Raw genomic sequence first — 16,180 nt, 5'->3', positions numbered from 1 at the left:
CGCTTTCCTCAGAGCCTGTCAAGCGGTTATTTTGAAGTTTTTTCCGAGAAACTCGTTTAGCTTCAAACACTTGGCTCGCTGCGATCTCTCGTAGCGGGAGGCGAATCATACAGCGTTTAAAACCGCTGTCAACCACCATTTCAACCGCTTGCGATCATTCGATCGTAGCCCTTTCAACGCCACCTTAACTATTTAACTCATTGAATATCAAGGAGTTTTTCGTTCCGATGTCGCTGGAAGTGGGGCGCATTATAAGGGGATTCAAAAGCGCGTCAACCCTTATCTTCAGAAATGTTTCAAACTGCCCTACCCCGCCCACGGGCGAACTTGGGCAGAGCACGCGTAATAGCCGGAATACGCAGCAGCATCAGTAAAGTCCCAACCCCTGCGTAGATCGCCCACTCCCAGAGGTCCGAGCGCACGATCCACAAAAAGTGCAGCAACCCCAAGCCAAGAATCACGTACACCAACCTGTGCAACTTTTTCCACCTGGCCCCCAACCGCCTCTGGCTGTAGCGATTCGAGGTCACCGCCAAGGCCAGCAAGCCGAGAAACCCCAGCGCCCCCACAATAATGTAAGGCCGCTTACGCAGCTCCACCGCCAGCTGTCCCCAATCCAGCCCCAGAATAAAGAAAAGGTAGGCCAGGATGTGCAGCACGATGTAAGCAAACACCCACAGCCCCAGCTGCCGACGCACCACGACCCAGCCCGACCAGCCTGTCAGCTTCTGTAGCGGCGTCATGCTCAAGGTTACCAGCAGGAAAGTGAGCGCCCCGAGCCCAAGACGATCCATCATGACCTTGCCGGGGTCCGGCCCCAGCAGATTCATCGCTGCCTCATACAACCACCACGCCGGGAACAGGCACCCCACAACGAAGATGGCCAGGCGAAACCAGGGATAGCGCATCAATAGTTCTTCCGCAGATCCAGCCCGCTGTACAGTGAAGCCACTTCATCAGCGTAGCCATTGAACATCTGTGTTTCACGCACATTGGGGCTGAACAACCCGCTGGGCAAGCGCCGCTCACGCGCCTGGGTCCAGCGCGGGTGGTCGACCGTCGGGTTCACGTTGGCATAGAAGCCGTACTCATCCGGCGCCAACCCTTGCCAAGTGGTCGCGGGCTGTTCAGCCACCAGGCTGATGCGCACGATCGACTTGATGCTCTTGAAGCCATACTTCCAGGGCACCACCAACCGCAACGGCGCACCATTCTGGTTGGGTAACACCCGCCCATACATGCCCACCGCCAGGATCGCCAGCGGGTGCATTGCCTCATCCAGCCGCAACCCCTCTCTATAAGGCCAGTCGATCAGGGCGAACCCGGAGCGCTGCCCCGGCAGATGCTGCGGGTCTTTCAATGTCTCGAAGCGCACGTAGCGCGCCTTCGAAGTCGGCTCGACCTGCTTGAGCACCTGCGCCAAGGGAATGCCCAACCAGGGAATGACCATCGACCAGGCTTCGACGCAACGCAACCGGTAGATGCGCTCTTCAAGCTGATAGGGTTTAACGAAGTCTTCCAGCGCATATCGGCCTGGCTTACCTACCTCACCATCCACTACAACCGACCATGGCTCGGTCTGCAGGCTGCTGCCATTAGCCGCCGGGTCGCCCTTGTCGGGGCCGAATTCATAGAAGTTGTTGTAGTGGGTGGCATCCTTGAAAGGCGTGATCGCCTCCCCCTGCACCGTCACAGCCTGCCAGTGAGCAGAAGAAAGCTTGTCACTGAACCAGCCTGGCGCCTTGCCTGCCTCGACATCGGCATATCGACTGGGCTCTGCCGCCAGCCCCATGCGCGGTAACGCACCCAGCGCCAGGCCGGCCAACGAGCCACCCAGCAGGGTGCGACGGGAAAGGTAGATGCCTTCGGGGGTGATCTCCGACGCCTTGCACTCGGAAGACCTGGGAAGCTTGATGAGCATGGGCGGCTCCACAGCACTGGATAACGGATGTACCAGTAAGACTATGGAGCCGGAGGGTTATTCCAGCATTAAGCGATTTTTACGCTTTGCGCCGGCGCGCCTTCAACAGGAACTGGATCGGCCCCGATGCCGCATAGGCGAGGAAGATCAGCAGCAGGATACGCGGTGGATCGCTGAATACCACGGCAAACACCAGCACCACCGCCAGGATGGCCACGAACGGTACGCGCCCTTTGAGGTCCAGCTCCTTGAAGCTGTTGTACTTGATGTTACTGACCATCAGCATGCCGGCAGCCGCTACCAACAGCGCCACCAGGAACGACAGCTTGGAGCCCTGGATGCCGTAGTCGCTGAACGCCCACACGGTACCCGCCACCACACCTGCGGCAGCCGGGCTGGCCAGGCCAATGAAGTAGCGCTTGTCGGCGGTGCCGACCTGGGTATTGAAGCGTGCCAGGCGCAGCGCTGCACCGGCCACATAGATGAAGGCGACCATCCAGCCGACCTTGCCCATGTCACCCAGCGCCCAGCCGAAGGCCAGCAAGGCTGGGGCCACGCCGAAGGCAACCATGTCCGACAGCGAGTCGTACTCGGCGCCGAAGGCACTCTGGGTATTGGTCATGCGCGCAACGCGGCCATCCAGGCCGTCGAGCACCATGGCCACGAAGATGGCGATGGCGGCAAAGGCGAAGTACTTGCTCGCCTCACGCGGGTCACCGGCACTCAGGGCGCTCTGCGCGCTCATCGAGCTGATGATGGAATAGAAACCGGCAAACAGGTTGGCGGTGGTAAACAGGTTGGGCAGCAAATAGATGCCGCGGTGACGCACCTTGCGCCCTTCGGCGTCATGCCCTTCTTCAACGTGCTCATCGACAGGTAGCAGGCTTTCGGCGTCGGAGGGCTTGTTCGGCTCTTCGGGACGTTCGCTCATGGAGGGTACCTTGCAACAGGATGGAAAATGTTCGACACGGGCCTGCGAAACAGGTTCTGACGGCAGGCCACTGGTCTGCTTTATACCAGAAGCGGACTGCCAGAACGAAAAAACGCGGCCGAAGCCGCGTTTTTAATCTTTCGATAAGACTTAGTTCTTGGTCTTGTCGACGATTTTGTTAGCCGAGATCCACGGCATCATCGAACGCAGTTGCTCGCCGATGATTTCGATGCCGTGAGCGGCGTTGTTGCGGCGCTTGGCGGTCATCGATGGGTAGTTGGTAGCACCTTCGGAGATGAACATCTTCGCGTATTCGCCGTCCTGGATGCGCTTCAGGGCGTTGCGCATGGCCTTGCGGGATTCTTCGTTGATGACTTCCGGGCCAGTGACGTACTCACCGTATTCGGCGTTGTTGGAGATCGAGTAGTTCATGTTGGCGATGCCGCCTTCGTACATGAGGTCAACGATCAGCTTCAGCTCGTGCAAGCACTCGAAGTAGGCCATTTCTGGCGCGTAGCCAGCTTCGACCAGGGTTTCGAAACCGGCTTTGACCAGCTCGACGGTACCGCCGCACAGAACGGCTTGCTCACCGAACAGGTCGGTTTCGGTCTCGTCCTTGAAGGTGGTTTCGATGATGCCGGTACGGCCACCGCCAACGCCCGAAGCGTAGGACAGGGCGACGTTCTTGGCGTTGCCCGAAGCGTCCTGGTAGATAGCGATCAGGTCAGGGATGCCGCCGCCTTTGACGAACTCGGAGCGAACGGTGTGGCCCGGGGCCTTCGGCGCGATCATGATCACGTCGAGGTCGGCACGTGGCACAACCTGGTTGTAGTGGATCGAGAAGCCGTGCGAGAAGGCCAGGGTAGCGCCCTTCTTGATGTTCGGCTCGATCTCGTTCTTGTACAGCGCGCCCTGGAACTCGTCCGGGGTCAGGATCATGACCAGGTCAGCCGCAGCGACAGCGGTAGCAACGTCAGCAACTTTCAGGCCGTGGGCTTCAGCCTTGGCAACGGTAGCCGAACCTTTACGCAGACCGACAGTAACGTCTACACCGGAGTCCTTCAGGTTGCACGCCTGAGCGTGGCCCTGGGAGCCGTAACCGATGATGGCGACTTTCTTGCCCTGGATGATGGAAAGGTCGCAGTCTTTATCGTAGAAAACTTTCATGAAAATACCCCTGGTTATATCTCGGCCCCTGCGGAGCCATCGCTAATTTTTGAATTTAGATGCTGAGCACTTTGTCGCCACGGGCAATGCCGGTAACGCCGCTGCGCACGGTTTCGAGAATCGATGCAGTGCCGATCGCCTGGATGAAGCTGTCCAGTTTGTCGCTGGTACCGCTCAGCTGTACGGTGTACACGCTGGCGGTTACATCGACGATCTGGCCACGGAAGATATCCGTGGTGCGCTTGATCTCGGCGCGCTGGGCACCGGTGGCCTTGACCTTGACCAGCATCAGTTCACGCTCGATGTGAGCGCTTTCCGACAGGTCGACAAGCTTGACCACTTCGACCAGCTTGTTCAGGTTCTTGGTGATCTGCTCGATCACTTCGTCATGGCCAACGGTGGTCAGCGTCAGACGCGACAGGGTCGGGTCTTCGGTCGGCGCCACGGTCAGGCTTTCAATGTTGTAGTTGCGCTGGGAGAACAAGCCGACCACGCGGGACAGAGCACCGGGTTCGTTTTCCAGCAGCAGGGAAATGATGTGCCGCATATCAGGTACGCTCCGTCTTGCTCAGCCACATGTCACGCATCGAGCCATCCTTGATCTGCATCGGATAGACGTGCTCACTGCGGTCAACCGCGATGTCGATGAACACCAGGCGGTCCTTCATCGCAAACGCTTCTTCCAGCTTCGGCTTGAGGTCCTTCAGGCTGGTGATGCGGATACCCACATGGCCATAGGCCTCGGCCAGCTTGATGAAGTCAGGCAGCGATTCGACGTACGAGTGCGAGTGACGACCGTTGTAGGCCATGTCCTGCCACTGGCGAACCATGCCCAACACACCGTTGTTCAGGTTGACGATCTTCACCGGCAGGCCGTACTGCATGCAGGTGGACAGCTCCTGGATGTTCATCTGGATGCTGCCTTCGCCAGTCACACAGGCGACGTCCTGGTCCGGGAAGTTGAGCTTGACGCCCATCGCCGCCGGGAAGCCGAAGCCCATGGTGCCCAGGCCACCGGAGTTGATCCAGCGGTTCGGCTTGTTGAAGCGGTAGTACTGCGCCGCGAACATCTGGTGCTGGCCCACGTCGGAGGTGACGAAGGCATCGCCATGGGTCACTTCGCACAGGGTCTCGATGACTTTCTGCGGCTTGATGACGTTGCCGTCGCCCTTGTCGTAAGGGAACAGCTCGCCATTGCCACGCCATTCGTCGATCTGCTTCCACCAGGCATCCAACGCAACCTTGTCAGGCTGCTCGCCGATTTCCTTGAGGATGCCGAGCATTTCGCTGAGCACGCTGTCGACCGGCCCTACGATTGGCACGTCGGCCTTGATCATCTTGGAGATCGACGCCGGGTCGATGTCGATGTGGATGATCTTGGCGTTCGGGCAGAACTTGGCCGGGCCGTTTACCACGCGGTCGTCAAAACGCGCGCCCACGGCAAGGATCACGTCGGCGTTGTGCATGGCCATGTTGGCGGTGAAGCTGCCGTGCATGCCGAGCATGCCGAGGAACTGGCGGTCGGTCCCCGGGAAGCCACCGAGGCCCATCAGGGTATTGGTGACCGGCAGGTTCAGCGACTTGGCAATTTCGGTCAGGGCTTCGGAGCCACCGCCGAGGATCACGCCACCGCCGGAGTAGACGATCGGGCGCTTGGCCGCCAGCAGCATTTCGGCAGCCTTGCGGATCTGGCCGGAGTGGCCACGGACCGCCGGGCTGTAGGAACGCAGCTTGACCTTTTTCGGGTAGACGTATTCGAACTTCTCAGCCGGGTTGGTCATGTCTTTTGGAATGTCGACCACGACTGGACCTGGGCGACCGGATTGCGCCAGGTAGAACGCTTTTTTCAGAACTTCCGGGATCTCGGTCGGGTTCTTGATCATGAAGCTGTGCTTCACGATCGGCCGCGAGATACCGATCATGTCGGTTTCCTGGAAGGCATCGGTACCCACCATGGTGCTAGGCACCTGGCCGGACAGGATGACCATCGGAATGGAGTCCATGTAGGCGGTGGCAATGCCGGTAATGGCATTGGTCGCGCCCGGGCCGGAGGTTACCAGCACCACACCGGCCTTGCCGGTGGCGCGGGCGTAGCCGTCCGCCATATGGGTTGCCGCCTGCTCGTGACGAACCAGGATGTGTTCCACTTCCGGTTCTTTGAACAATGCGTCGTAAACATGCAGGAGAGCACCACCAGGGTACCCGTAGATGTGCTTAACGCCTTCGTCACGCAAGAAGCGGACGACCATCTCAGCGCCAGATAAAAGCTCCACGTTGTTCACCTCTAAAACGCCAGAATACCGCCCTCACTGGACGGGTCTTAATAGGTTTACTGCCAAGCAGAGCATGAGCGAACGTCAGCACTGACTGAGCAAGTATTGGGAGCACCCCAGAGTGTTGCGGGGCTTTCCCACCCAGCGCGAGGTAACGCGTTGCGGGGTGTAACAGGTCGGTGCGGGTGTGCACCTCATGATCTGCTTAGCGGGTCTGCTTCTGGCAGTCCCTCTACAGCGGAAGTTGGATTCTTGTGATTCGGCGCCAACAAGTCAAGAAAAATTATTGCCAATTTTTCCCCAAGATGAATTCCTGCCACCACTAAAAATCGCTTCAGCAGCAGAATTAATAAGATTTCCCAAAAAAAGGGCCACAATCTGCGGCCCTTGAAGGAAAAACTGAAGAAATCAGGCGGAAGGAGCGATCAATTGGTCAAAAGCTGCCAACAGGCGGCGAAGCTCACGACTTTGCTCCGGGCGGTCGGTAAACACGGTTTCGGCCATGACGAGAATGCTCGACGCGTTGGGCAGCGGGTGGCCCAGCTCGATGATGATCTTCATGCGGGGCAGGAAGATCCATTGCAGCCATTGCTCGAAACTGAGGGTATCGACGGCGAACGGCACGGTACTGGCCAATGCCTCGTCGCTTGGCGGTTCGTCATCCCACCAGCCTTGCACCTGCAGCTCTCGCTCGATCAGCAACAGGTGGTCGGCAATGTCCAGAATGCGTTGCTCGATCATTACGAATTGACCCGCGCTTTTTGCCGAGCCAGTGCGGCACCCGCGCTGTCACCCTGCTTTTCACGGGCCTGGGCGATGGTGTTCCACAGCTCGGCCTGCAGGCTTGGGCGGCCGTTGGCGTAAGTGAGCGCGCGGCGCGCCAGCTGCTCGGCCTGCGCCGCATCACCCTGCGACAGGCGCACCTGGGCGAGGCGGTACAACACCTGCGGCTCGCGCGGGGCAATGCGTTGGGCACGCTCCAGGCTAGACGCGGCGCCGTTGAAGTCGCCACTGCCCTGCTGGGTCTTGGCGGTGGTCAGCAATGCCAGTACCGGGCCGTCGAGTTGCTCGTCGGCAGACAGCCCGCCGCCAGCACTGCTGCGCGGAATGCCGGTTGGCGCGCTGGTGCTCTGCGGGGTGCTGTTCATCGCGGCGATGTCGAACGGTTCGTCGGCGATCGGGTTTGGATTGGTGGTCATTGGCGCCGAACTTACCGGGCCTGGGGTAATCGGGCCAGGCGTGATCGGCGAGGTGCTGATTGGCGCCGCACCATTGGCCGCCGGGAACGTCTGGATGCCCGAGGCGCCAGCGCCCTGCGGGATCATCACGGTGACGCCAGAATCCTCGGGTAGCGTCTGCGCCTGGGCGGTGCCCGTGTTATAGCCACCCGCCGTGCGGTTGGCTGTTACGCGTTCGCTGTTGGACACGCGGGTGCTCGAATCGACCACCGGAATATTGCCGCGCGGGACGCTGGAGCACCCCTGGAGCACTGCCAGCGCCGTCACGGCAGGAAACAGCCACTTGTTCACGTCACACCTCATCAATGCAGCCTGTGCTTAGTTCATCCAGCCCTTGACCCAGTCCATGACCGATTCGACTGGGTCCTGCTCGCCGCCACAGGTCGCGCCGGCGGGGGGCTCACTGCCGCGAATATACGGCATCTGCACCGCTCCCGGACAGCTGGCATCAGACCCATGACCCGTGTACGGGTCGATCCAGGCCTGCACCACGTTGTCCGGCTGCGGCATGTCCAGCGGCAGCGGGTCGGCCTTCTTCATGAAGCTGGTCCAGACCTGCAGGGCACCGGTGGCACCGGTAAATGGCGTTTTGCCATTATCGTCACGGCCCATCCACACCACGGCCAGCAGGTCCTGGCTGAAGCCGGAGAACCAGCTGTCGCGCGAGTCGTTACTGGTACCGGTCTTGCCCGCCAGGGTCAGCGAGCGTGGCAGGGTGTTGTACACGGAGCGCCCGGTACCTTCACGCATCACCCGCTGCATGGCGTTCTGCACCAGATAGATGGCGCCCGGGTCGAAGGTTTGCTGGATCTGGAACGGGTAGCGCTTGAGCGGTTCGCCTTCGGCAGTGAGCACGCTGCGGATACCGCGCATCGGTGTATTGAAGCCGCCGTTGGCGATGGTCTGGTACATGGTCGCAACCTGCATCGGCGACATGCCACCGGCACCCAGCAGCATGGCCGGGAAGGCTGGCCAGTCGACATTCACCCCCAGACGGCCGATGGTCTTGATCACGTTGGGCACGCCCACTTCCAGACCGAGCTTGGCGGTCGACAAGTTGTACGAGTTGGCCAACCCCTGATACAGGTAGATGGTCCCGTGCGGGCGGCGGTCATAGTTTTGCGGGCGCCAGACCTGGCCGTCGGCACCTTTGACCGAGAATGGCTCGTCCTGCACCCAGCTGGTCAGGGTATACTTGCTCGGCTGCTCCAGCGCCGTCAGGTACACCGACGGTTTGACCAGCGAGCCGATCGGGCGCACAGCGTCGATGGCCCGGTTGAAGCCGGCGAAGCCTGCCTGGCGGCTGCCGATCAGGGCTTGTACTTCACCGGTTTCCGGGTTGGTCACGACCATTGCCGACTCCACCTCGTCAGCGCCCTTGCGCCCCGCCAGGCGCTTGAAGGTCTCGTTCATCGAGGTCTCGGCCTTCATCTGCAGGATCGGGTCGAAACTGGTGAAGATACGCAGCCCTTCTTCGGTCAAGTCTTCGTCGCGGTAGTCCTGGCGCAACTGGCGCTTGACCAGGTCGAGGAAGGCCGGGAACGAGCTGTCGGCCAGGCTGCCACGCTTGGTCACGCCCAGCGGCATCTTCTTCGCTGCATCGACTTCTGCCTGACTGGCCACGCCTTGCTCGGCCACCAGGTCCAGCACCAGGTTACGGCGGGCCAGGGCGCGGTCAGGGTAACGCCGTGGGTTGTAGTAGGACGGGCCTTTGACCATGCCTACCAGCAAGGCGATCTGGTGCAGTTTCAGCTCCGACAGCGGCTGGCTGAAGAAGAACTGGCTGGCCAAACCGAAGCCGTGAACGGCACGCTGGCCGTCCTGACCGACGAACACCTCGTTGAGGTAGGCCTCCAGGATTTCGCGCTTGTCGTAGTGCAGCTCCAGCAGCACCGCCATCATCGCCTCGGTCAGCTTGCGGCTGAGGCTGCGCTCGCTGCTGAGGTAGAAGTTTTTCACCAACTGCTGGGTCAGGGTACTGCCACCCTGGCGCATCGAGCCGGACGAGGTGTTGACCCACATGGCCCGGGCGATGGACTTGGGCGACACACCAAAGTGGCTGTAGAAGTCGCGGTCTTCGGTGGCCACCAGGGTTTCGAGCAGGTACTTGGGCACCTGGTCGATCTTGATCAGGATGCGGTCTTCGAGGTTTTTCGGGTAGATACCGCCAATCATCAGCGGCTCCAGGCGCACCACATCCAGTGCCTTGCCGTTGGCGCCGGAAAGGCCCGCCACGTAATCGCCCGAGAAACGCACGCGCACGAACTGCGCCGGCTCCATGCCCTCGTAGAACTGGAAGCCTCGGGTATTGAGGTCGACGGTATTACCGTTGATCGCCGCAGCACCCGGGCCGTTGGCCGCACTCTCACGGCGGTAACCGAGCGCATCGAGCTCGGTGAGGAAGTCGTTCTTGCTCAGTTTCTGGCCGGTGAACAACTCCAGTGGCCGGGCATACACCTTGGCCGGGATGGTCCAGCGCTTGCCGGAGAACTTCTCCTGCACAACGGCATCGAGGTAAACCGCGAAGCCGGCAACGATCACCAGGCCTACCAGGCTGAGCTTCAAAGCCCAGCCCAGCCAGGCGCGGGAGCGGCCGGTCGGGCGTTTCGGAGGGGTACGGGGATTTCGGGTTCGGGTCATGGCGGCGGATTATACGCACTTTATAAAGGCTGGGCAGACGGCCCGGCGGTAGGCAGGGACGGCACCATTGACCATAATGGCGCATTCGAATTCCCTTGCCCCGGAAGGATTTGCCGTGAGCCAAGCTCTTATCACTGCGTTGCAGAACCCAGCCCTGTACCCTCACCCTGTGGATGGGTTCCAGCTCATCGAGACGCATATCTCCTGGGTGCTGCTCACCGGCGAGTATGCCTACAAGATCAAGAAACCGATGAACTTCGGATTCCTCGACTTCACCAGCCTGGACCAGCGCCAGCATTTCTGTAACGAAGAGTTGCGCTTGAACCAGCGCATGACCGACGGCCTTTACCTGGAAGTGTTGCCGATCACCGGTAGCGTCGATGCGCCGCAGATCGGTGGCGAAGGCGAGGCCATCGAATACGCGCTGAAGATGCGCCAGTTCCCCCAGGGGCAGATGCTCAGCACCCTGCAGGCCAACGGCGAACTGAATGCCGCGCACATCGACCAGATGGCCCGGCAAATCGCCGAGTTCCACCTGCAGACCCCCAAGGTATCTGCCGACCAGCCCTACGGTTCGCCTGAAAGCGTCATGGCTCCGGTCGAGCAGAACTTCGAGCAGATCCGCCCATTCCTCACCGACAAGGCGGACCTGCTGCAACTGGACAACCTGCAAGCCTGGGCGCGGAGCAGTTTCGAGCGGCTGCAAGGCCTGTTTGCCTCACGCAAGGCCAATGGTTTCACCCGCGAGTGCCATGGCGACATCCATCTGGGCAACGCCACCCTGATCAACGGCCAGGTGGTGATCTTCGACTGCATCGAGTTCAACGAACCGTTCCGCAAGACCGATGTCTGGGCCGACACCGCCTTCCTCGCCATGGACCTGGAAGACCGCGGCCTCAAGTGCCTGGCACGACGCTTCATCAGCCAGTACCTGGAGCTGACGGGGGATTATGAAGGCCTGGAAGTGCTCAACTTCTACAAAGCCTATCGCGCCCTGGTACGAGCCAAGGTCGCGCTGTTCAGCATGCCGGCCAATGCCGATGGCGTACAACGGGCCACCACCCTGCGCACCTACCGCAACTACGCCAACCTGGCAGAAAGCTACAGCGCCATTCCTTCGCGTCTCCTGGCCATCACCCATGGCGTTTCGGCAGTGGGCAAGAGCCATGTAGCAATGCGCCTGGTGGAGGCCTTGGGCGCCATTCGCGTGCGCTCTGATGTCGAGCGCAAGCGCCTGTTCGGTGAACAACAGCAGGCCGACGCTGGCCCGCTGAGCACCGGTATCTATGGCCAGGACGCCAATGTAGCGACCTACCAGCGCCTGCACGAAGTGGCGGCAACCGTGCTGCGTGCCGGTTTCCCGGTGGTACTGGATGCCACGTACCTCAAGCGTGAGCAGCGCCAGGCTGCGGCCGACGTTGCCAGCCAGACCGGTGTGCCATTCCTGATCCTCGACTGCCACGCCCCGGATGCGGTCATCGCCAGCTGGCTGGAGCAGCGCCAGGCGCAGAACAGCGACCCGTCGGATGCCACGCTGGAAGTGGTCAGGGCGCAACAGGCCAGCCGTGAGCCGCTGGATGGACAGGAGCTTGTGCAAAGCACCCAGGTCGATACCCAGACCGCCGGCAGCATGGACCAGGTGATCGAGCAGATTCGCCAGCGCTTGCCTGGGCTGTAAGTTCGCCGCTTTCATGTGCCGGCCTCTCGCGGGTTTACCCGCGAAGAGGCCGGCACATGCTCCTCAAGGCATCTCGTCACCCCCGATGGCAAAAGGCCGCGCATTTCCCAACCCCCGCTACACTCCTCTCTGACCTGCTCGCGATTTATCCCCCAGACCCGTTCAGCCATCGCAAGGAGGCTCGATGAACGATGAATTGCAGCATCTGAAGAACCTTGGCAAGACCTCTGCGCAGTGGCTGCACGCAGCCGGCATTCACAGTGCATCGGATTTGCGCCGCCTGGGCGCGGTGGGTGCGTACCAGGCCGTGAAGACACGAGGGTTTCGCGCATCAAAGGTGCTGTTGTATGCCATTGAAGGCGCCCTGCTGGACATGCACTGGAACGATTTGCCGCTCGAACGCAAAGAAGCACTCAACCAACAACTCGACGCGAAGAACCCTCCGCAAAAAAATCCAAAATAATCGTGAAAAGGGGATTGACTGCTAAATGAGAATTGTTATGATTATCACAACTGGTCGCGAGACTGGTTGGATAAGCTAAGAGCCCCTGGTTCGGACTCTCAGATTATCTCCTCATCAGGCTAATCACGGTTATTGACCCGGCAATTTGCCGGGTCTTTTTTTGCCTGCAGGTTTTGTGTCGCCTGGCCTGACCCTGTCACCGCTCACATTACTGACGAAACTGCGCGCAATAGTCCTGCTCCGGCATCGCCGCCGTGTACCACACGTAGTCCGCCTCGCCCGGCTCGACCTGCTCGCCCACCTCGGTAAGCAGCAGTACCTTGCTCTGCCCCGATGCGCCCAGATCAGCCAGATGCAGTGGCACGCCCAGGTCCTTGCGCGCGTGGAAGGCCCCTGCGAACAGCAACGCCGGCTGCGGTGCCGCCAGCAAGCGCTCGGCCATGCGCCGGTCGCGCTGTTGCTGCACGGCAAGCATCGCTGGCAACTGGCTTTCAGGCAGCATCCCGCAGTGCCCAGCGCGCACTTGCTCCAGCAACGCAGCCTTTACCGTTGGAGCATTGGACTTATCACCCTTTAACGAAGCGGGCTGCCGATAAGCCTGGCGCATCTCGCCAGGCGACAGGTTGGCCGCCAGCAGCGGCACACGCAGCTGCAAGGCCTCACGCACGATCGGCCCGTACAACTTCCAGTCCCAACCCTCTTGCCACGCCAGGGCCTTGGGCAAGTCTGCCGGCAAAGCATGCGCCTGCACCTTGTCGACCAGCGGTTGCTGCTCGGGCTGCAGCATTTCCAGCAAGAGGCTGCCTTGCGCGCGCCGAGCGTGCAAAGCGCGTAGCAGCCAAAGCTGCAGCGCATGATGATCGGGGTTGTCGTGCTTCTCGCCCACAATGACTTGGGGAGCGTCTGCCAAGCGCTGCACCAGCTGCTCAGGGCTGATCACCTGACCACTGGCAAGGTCGATGATGTGCCCCAACTCGGCATACGTGCGCCCTTCACTGCTCTGCCAGGCGGGTAATGGCGGCAAGCTGGCCTGGCAGCCACCCAGTGACAGCATCAGGCATAGCATGAGACCAGACAGCAGCAGATGACGCATCGGCAATGCCTCCTAGCGGGTGATGATCAGTGGATGCCCACGCTCCGGGTGCGCCTGCACCAGCACGTCAATTCCGTATACCGCTTTCAACGCAGCAGGTGTCAACACCGCCTCGGGCGTGGCAAAGGCATGGCAGCGCCCCTGTTCCAGCAACAGGATACGGTCACAGTAACGCGCCGCCAGGTTCAAGTCGTGCAGGATCACCAGCACTGCGGCGCCACGGTCGGCGAAACGGCGTACAGACTCCAGCGTCGTGTGCTGGTGCAGCGGGTCGAGCATCGAGGTGGGCTCGTCGAGCAGCAGCGTGGTGCCCTCTTCGCCCGGCCACAACTGCGCCAGCACGCGGGCCAGGTGCACTCGCTGCCGCTCTCCTCCCGATAAGGCCAGGTAACTGCGGTCCACCAGATGCCAGGCATCTGCCGCCTGCAAGGCCGCTGCAACAATTTCTGCATCGCGCCGCTGCCCGGTGCCATGCGGCATGCGCCCCATGCTCACAACCTCTTCCACCCGGAACGAGAAGCCCAGGCTGGACACCTGCGGCAGCACGGCCAGGCGCCTGGCACGCTCCTGCCCACCCCAGTCAGCCAATGGCCGTCCCTGTAGCGTTACCTGCCCACGGTCCGGTGCCAGTTCGCCACACAACACCCCCAACAGGCTGCTTTTGCCGGCACCGTTGGGGCCTAGCACACCCACAACCTGCCCCGGGCTCAGTTGCAGGTGAATGTCGTGCAGCACCTCATTGCTGCCCCGCCGCAGGTGCAGCCCTTCCACTTGCAACATCAGCTGCGCCCTCGTATCAGCAGGAACAGGAAGAACGGCGCACCGATAAAGGCCGTGACGATACCGATCGGCAACTCGGCAGGCGCCAGCAGCAGCCGCGCGGCCAGGTCGGCGAACAGCATCAGCACGCCGCCCGCCAGCAACGAAGCCGGCAGCACCACCCGGTGATCAGGCCCGGCCAGCAAGCGCACCAGGTGTGGCACCACCAGGCCGATGAAACCGATCAGCCCGGCGGCAGCCACTGCTGCCCCCACCCCCAGCGCCGTGCAGAACACCAGCTCACGCTTGAGCCGCTCCACATCAACGCCCAGGTGGCGTGCCTCCGACTCACCCAGCAACAGCGCATTCAGCGCCTTGGCGCGGCGTGGCAACCACACCGCCACACCCGCGGCCACCAGCAGCAACGGCCACAGCCGCTCGTAGCTGGCGCCATTCAGGCTACCGAGGTTCCAGAACGTCAGGGTGCGCAGGGTAGCGTCGTCGGCCAGGTAGGAGAACAGCCCCACGGCCGCACCGCCCAGCGCGGTCATGGCCACACCGGCCAGCAGCATCGTGGCTACGTTTGTCTGCCCATCGCGCCGCCCCAGGCGGTAAACCAGCGCGGTTACCCCAAGCCCCCCGACAAACGCGCAAAAGGACAGCAAATAGGGCGCGAAGGCCTCCGGCATGCCACCAAACCAGGCACCACCGACAATCGCGACCGCAGCCCCCATCGCAGCCCCGGCGGCCACCCCCACCAGCCCTGGGTCGGCCAGCGGGTTACGGAACAGCCCCTGCATGGCCACACCGGACAGCGCCAGCACCGCGCCCACCGCCAACCCCAACAGGGTACGCGGCAGGCGGATCTGGCCCAGGATCATCTCGGCCTGTTGAAGGCCGTCAGCCGCAATCGGCAGCCCCAGCAGGCGCAGGCCGGCACGCAGGGTGTCGAACAGCGGCAGGCTGACCGGCCCCAAGGCCAACGACAGCCAGACCGCCAACAGGCACAACAGGCTCAGGCAAATGAACAACGTACGTGGCTGCACCCGCTGCTTCATTGTGCAAAGCTGGCCTTGGCCGCCGGGTAGAAGTTGGCAGCCAGCGACTGCAAGGTAGCCGGCAGTCGTGGCCCAAGACCGCCGACCAGCAATGTTGGGTCAAGCGATACAAGGCGCTTCTCACGCACCGCACGGGACGCCGCCAGCGCAGGGTTCTCTTTCAGCAGCGCCTGCAAGGCCTGCTCATCGGCCAGCGCCCGGTCGGAGAACACGATCACATCCGGGTCCAGTGCAGCCAGTGCTTCGTTGGAGAAATTCTTGTAACCCTGATGCGCTGCCAGGTTACGCCCACCCGCCTGGCCCAACAGCCAGTCACCCGCAGTGCCCTGCCCGGCAATCAGCGGCTTGGCACCGGCATGCCCGACGAGTAGCAGCACGCCCGGCGCCTTGTGCCCTGCCTGGGCCTGCTTGACCTTGACCTGCAAACCCTCAACTTGCTGGTGGTAACTGGCCGCCAACGCCGACGCTTGCTGCTCGGCGCCAAGCAACTGGCCCAGGTGCTCGAGGTTTTCATCCACCGCCGACAGCTCGGCCTTGCTGGAAAACAACTCCACCTGCACACCCGCCTTGCGGATTTGCGCGAGCACCGGTGGCGGGCCCATTTCTTCGGTGCCCACCAACACATCCGGTCGCAGACTGAGGATGCCTTCTGCCGACAGTTGCCGCTGGTAACCCACGCTAGGCAGTGATTTCAACGATGCCGGGTGCTGGCTGGTGGTATCAACCCCCACCAGCCGCGCTTCACCGCCCAGCGCAGTTATCCACTCACTCAGTGCACCACCCGCGCTGACCCAGCGTTGCGGCAGCTCGGCCGCCAAGGCCTGGGTAGAGAGCACAAGGTTTGCGCACAGCGCGAGCAAGGCGACGGGACGGCGCATCATCGGGTTCCTTCTGAAGGCGGGCCGCGCGCCTTGTGGCGAGCGGCAGAACTGCGCACCATAGGTAGCCAGGCGCAGCGA

At 61.7% G+C, this 16,180-nt stretch carries 15 protein-coding genes; 2 read left to right on the top strand and 13 right to left on the bottom strand.

Annotated elements, in window-relative coordinates; all coding sequences use genetic code 11:
• Positions 1-296: 296 nt before the first annotated feature.
• The 9 genes from msrQ to mrcB form a co-directional block, all read right to left on the bottom strand.
• Positions 297-908, bottom strand: a complete 612-nt coding sequence (gene msrQ, locus B9A31_RS04570) for a protein-methionine-sulfoxide reductase heme-binding subunit MsrQ (RefSeq protein WP_084296692.1) — start codon at positions 906-908, stop codon at positions 297-299.
• Positions 908-1,921 (bottom strand): protein-methionine-sulfoxide reductase catalytic subunit MsrP, encoded by a 1,014-nt coding sequence (msrP, locus tag B9A31_RS04565; RefSeq protein WP_019099849.1) that lies wholly within the window; start codon positions 1,919-1,921, stop codon positions 908-910. Before msrP ends, msrQ begins: the two co-directional genes overlap by 1 nt.
• Before the next feature lie 79 nt (positions 1,922-2,000).
• Positions 2,001-2,852: a CDP-diacylglycerol--serine O-phosphatidyltransferase gene (gene pssA, locus B9A31_RS04560; protein WP_003250045.1), complete on the bottom strand. Its 852-nt coding sequence runs from the start codon at positions 2,850-2,852 to the stop codon at positions 2,001-2,003.
• A 150-nt stretch (positions 2,853-3,002) separates the two neighbouring features.
• On the bottom strand, positions 3,003-4,019 hold the full coding sequence (gene ilvC / locus B9A31_RS04555; protein WP_003250043.1) for a ketol-acid reductoisomerase: 1,017 nt from the start codon (positions 4,017-4,019) through the stop codon (positions 3,003-3,005).
• A 55-nt stretch (positions 4,020-4,074) separates the two neighbouring features.
• Positions 4,075-4,566 (bottom strand): acetolactate synthase small subunit, encoded by a 492-nt coding sequence (gene ilvN, locus B9A31_RS04550; protein ID WP_003250040.1) that lies wholly within the window; start codon positions 4,564-4,566, stop codon positions 4,075-4,077.
• 1 nt (position 4,567) lies between these two features.
• A complete protein-coding gene (locus B9A31_RS04545; protein ID WP_026020528.1) occupies positions 4,568-6,292 on the bottom strand; it encodes an acetolactate synthase 3 large subunit in 1,725 nt (574 codons plus the stop codon).
• A gap of 408 nt (positions 6,293-6,700) precedes the next feature.
• Positions 6,701-7,033, bottom strand: coding sequence for a YqcC family protein (locus B9A31_RS04540; RefSeq protein ID WP_019099850.1), 333 nt, complete (start codon positions 7,031-7,033; stop codon positions 6,701-6,703).
• Complete coding sequence (locus B9A31_RS04535) at positions 7,033-7,833, bottom strand: tetratricopeptide repeat protein (RefSeq protein ID WP_033694522.1); 801 nt, start codon at positions 7,831-7,833, stop codon at positions 7,033-7,035. Before B9A31_RS04535 ends, B9A31_RS04540 begins: the two co-directional genes overlap by 1 nt.
• Positions 7,834-7,848: 15 nt before the next feature.
• Positions 7,849-10,170, bottom strand: a complete 2,322-nt coding sequence (mrcB, locus tag B9A31_RS04530) for a penicillin-binding protein 1B (RefSeq protein WP_016712058.1) — start codon at positions 10,168-10,170, stop codon at positions 7,849-7,851.
• 115 nt (positions 10,171-10,285) lie between these two features.
• Between mrcB and B9A31_RS04525 the strand changes: the two genes are divergently transcribed.
• Positions 10,286-11,848 carry a bifunctional aminoglycoside phosphotransferase/ATP-binding protein gene (locus tag B9A31_RS04525; RefSeq protein WP_084296691.1) on the top strand — a complete coding sequence of 521 codons (1,563 nt, stop codon included), beginning with the start codon at positions 10,286-10,288 and terminating at the stop codon, positions 11,846-11,848.
• Positions 11,849-12,032: 184 nt separating this feature from the next.
• A complete protein-coding gene (locus B9A31_RS04520; protein WP_016712060.1) occupies positions 12,033-12,311 on the top strand; it encodes a TfoX/Sxy family protein in 279 nt (92 codons plus the stop codon).
• A gap of 208 nt (positions 12,312-12,519) precedes the next feature.
• Here B9A31_RS04520 and B9A31_RS04515 read toward each other — a convergent pair whose 3' ends face one another.
• The 4 genes from B9A31_RS04515 to B9A31_RS04500 are packed head-to-tail and all read right to left on the bottom strand — an operon-like array spanning position 12,520 to position 16,102.
• Complete coding sequence (locus B9A31_RS04515) at positions 12,520-13,404, bottom strand: ChaN family lipoprotein (protein ID WP_084296690.1); 885 nt, start codon at positions 13,402-13,404, stop codon at positions 12,520-12,522.
• A 12-nt stretch (positions 13,405-13,416) separates the two neighbouring features.
• Complete coding sequence (locus tag B9A31_RS04510) at positions 13,417-14,184, bottom strand: heme ABC transporter ATP-binding protein (RefSeq protein ID WP_027610108.1); 768 nt, start codon at positions 14,182-14,184, stop codon at positions 13,417-13,419.
• On the bottom strand, positions 14,184-15,167 hold the full coding sequence (locus B9A31_RS04505) for a FecCD family ABC transporter permease (protein ID WP_161751379.1): 984 nt from the start codon (positions 15,165-15,167) through the stop codon (positions 14,184-14,186). The genes B9A31_RS04510 and B9A31_RS04505 overlap by 1 nt, the downstream gene beginning before the upstream one ends.
• Before the next feature lie 50 nt (positions 15,168-15,217).
• On the bottom strand, positions 15,218-16,102 hold the full coding sequence (locus B9A31_RS04500) for a heme/hemin ABC transporter substrate-binding protein (RefSeq protein ID WP_027610107.1): 885 nt from the start codon (positions 16,100-16,102) through the stop codon (positions 15,218-15,220).
• Between the last annotated feature and the right edge of the window lie 78 nt (positions 16,103-16,180).

Origin of the sequence: Pseudomonas sp. URIL14HWK12:I5 (assembly GCF_900176445.1) — a bacterium.
In the GTDB taxonomy this organism is placed as follows: domain Bacteria; phylum Pseudomonadota; class Gammaproteobacteria; order Pseudomonadales; family Pseudomonadaceae; genus Aquipseudomonas; species Aquipseudomonas monteilii.
Note: the sequence above shows the minus strand (reverse complement) of the source record. Positions and strands in the feature narration are given on the sequence as shown.

Bases quoted from the DNA above. Each gene is read 5' to 3' on its own strand.
- msrQ (WP_084296692.1), bottom strand. From the start codon at position 908: ATGCGCTATCCCTGGTTTCGCCTGGCCATCTTCGTTGTGGGGTGCCTG.
- msrP (WP_019099849.1), bottom strand. From the start codon at position 1,921: ATGCTCATCAAGCTTCCCAGGTCTTCCGAGTGCAAGGCGTCGGAGATC.
- pssA (WP_003250045.1), bottom strand. From the start codon at position 2,852: ATGAGCGAACGTCCCGAAGAGCCGAACAAGCCCTCCGACGCCGAAAGC.
- ilvC (WP_003250043.1), bottom strand. From the start codon at position 4,019: ATGAAAGTTTTCTACGATAAAGACTGCGACCTTTCCATCATCCAGGGC.
- ilvN (WP_003250040.1), bottom strand. From the start codon at position 4,566: ATGCGGCACATCATTTCCCTGCTGCTGGAAAACGAACCCGGTGCTCTG.
- B9A31_RS04540 (WP_019099850.1), bottom strand. From the start codon at position 7,033: ATGATCGAGCAACGCATTCTGGACATTGCCGACCACCTGTTGCTGATC.
- B9A31_RS04535 (WP_033694522.1), bottom strand. From the start codon at position 7,833: ATGAGGTGTGACGTGAACAAGTGGCTGTTTCCTGCCGTGACGGCGCTG.
- mrcB (WP_016712058.1), bottom strand. From the start codon at position 10,170: ATGACCCGAACCCGAAATCCCCGTACCCCTCCGAAACGCCCGACCGGC.
- B9A31_RS04520 (WP_016712060.1), top strand. From the start codon at position 12,033: ATGAACGATGAATTGCAGCATCTGAAGAACCTTGGCAAGACCTCTGCG.
- B9A31_RS04515 (WP_084296690.1), bottom strand. From the start codon at position 13,404: ATGCGTCATCTGCTGCTGTCTGGTCTCATGCTATGCCTGATGCTGTCA.
- B9A31_RS04510 (WP_027610108.1), bottom strand. From the start codon at position 14,184: ATGTTGCAAGTGGAAGGGCTGCACCTGCGGCGGGGCAGCAATGAGGTG.
- B9A31_RS04500 (WP_027610107.1), bottom strand. From the start codon at position 16,102: ATGATGCGCCGTCCCGTCGCCTTGCTCGCGCTGTGCGCAAACCTTGTG.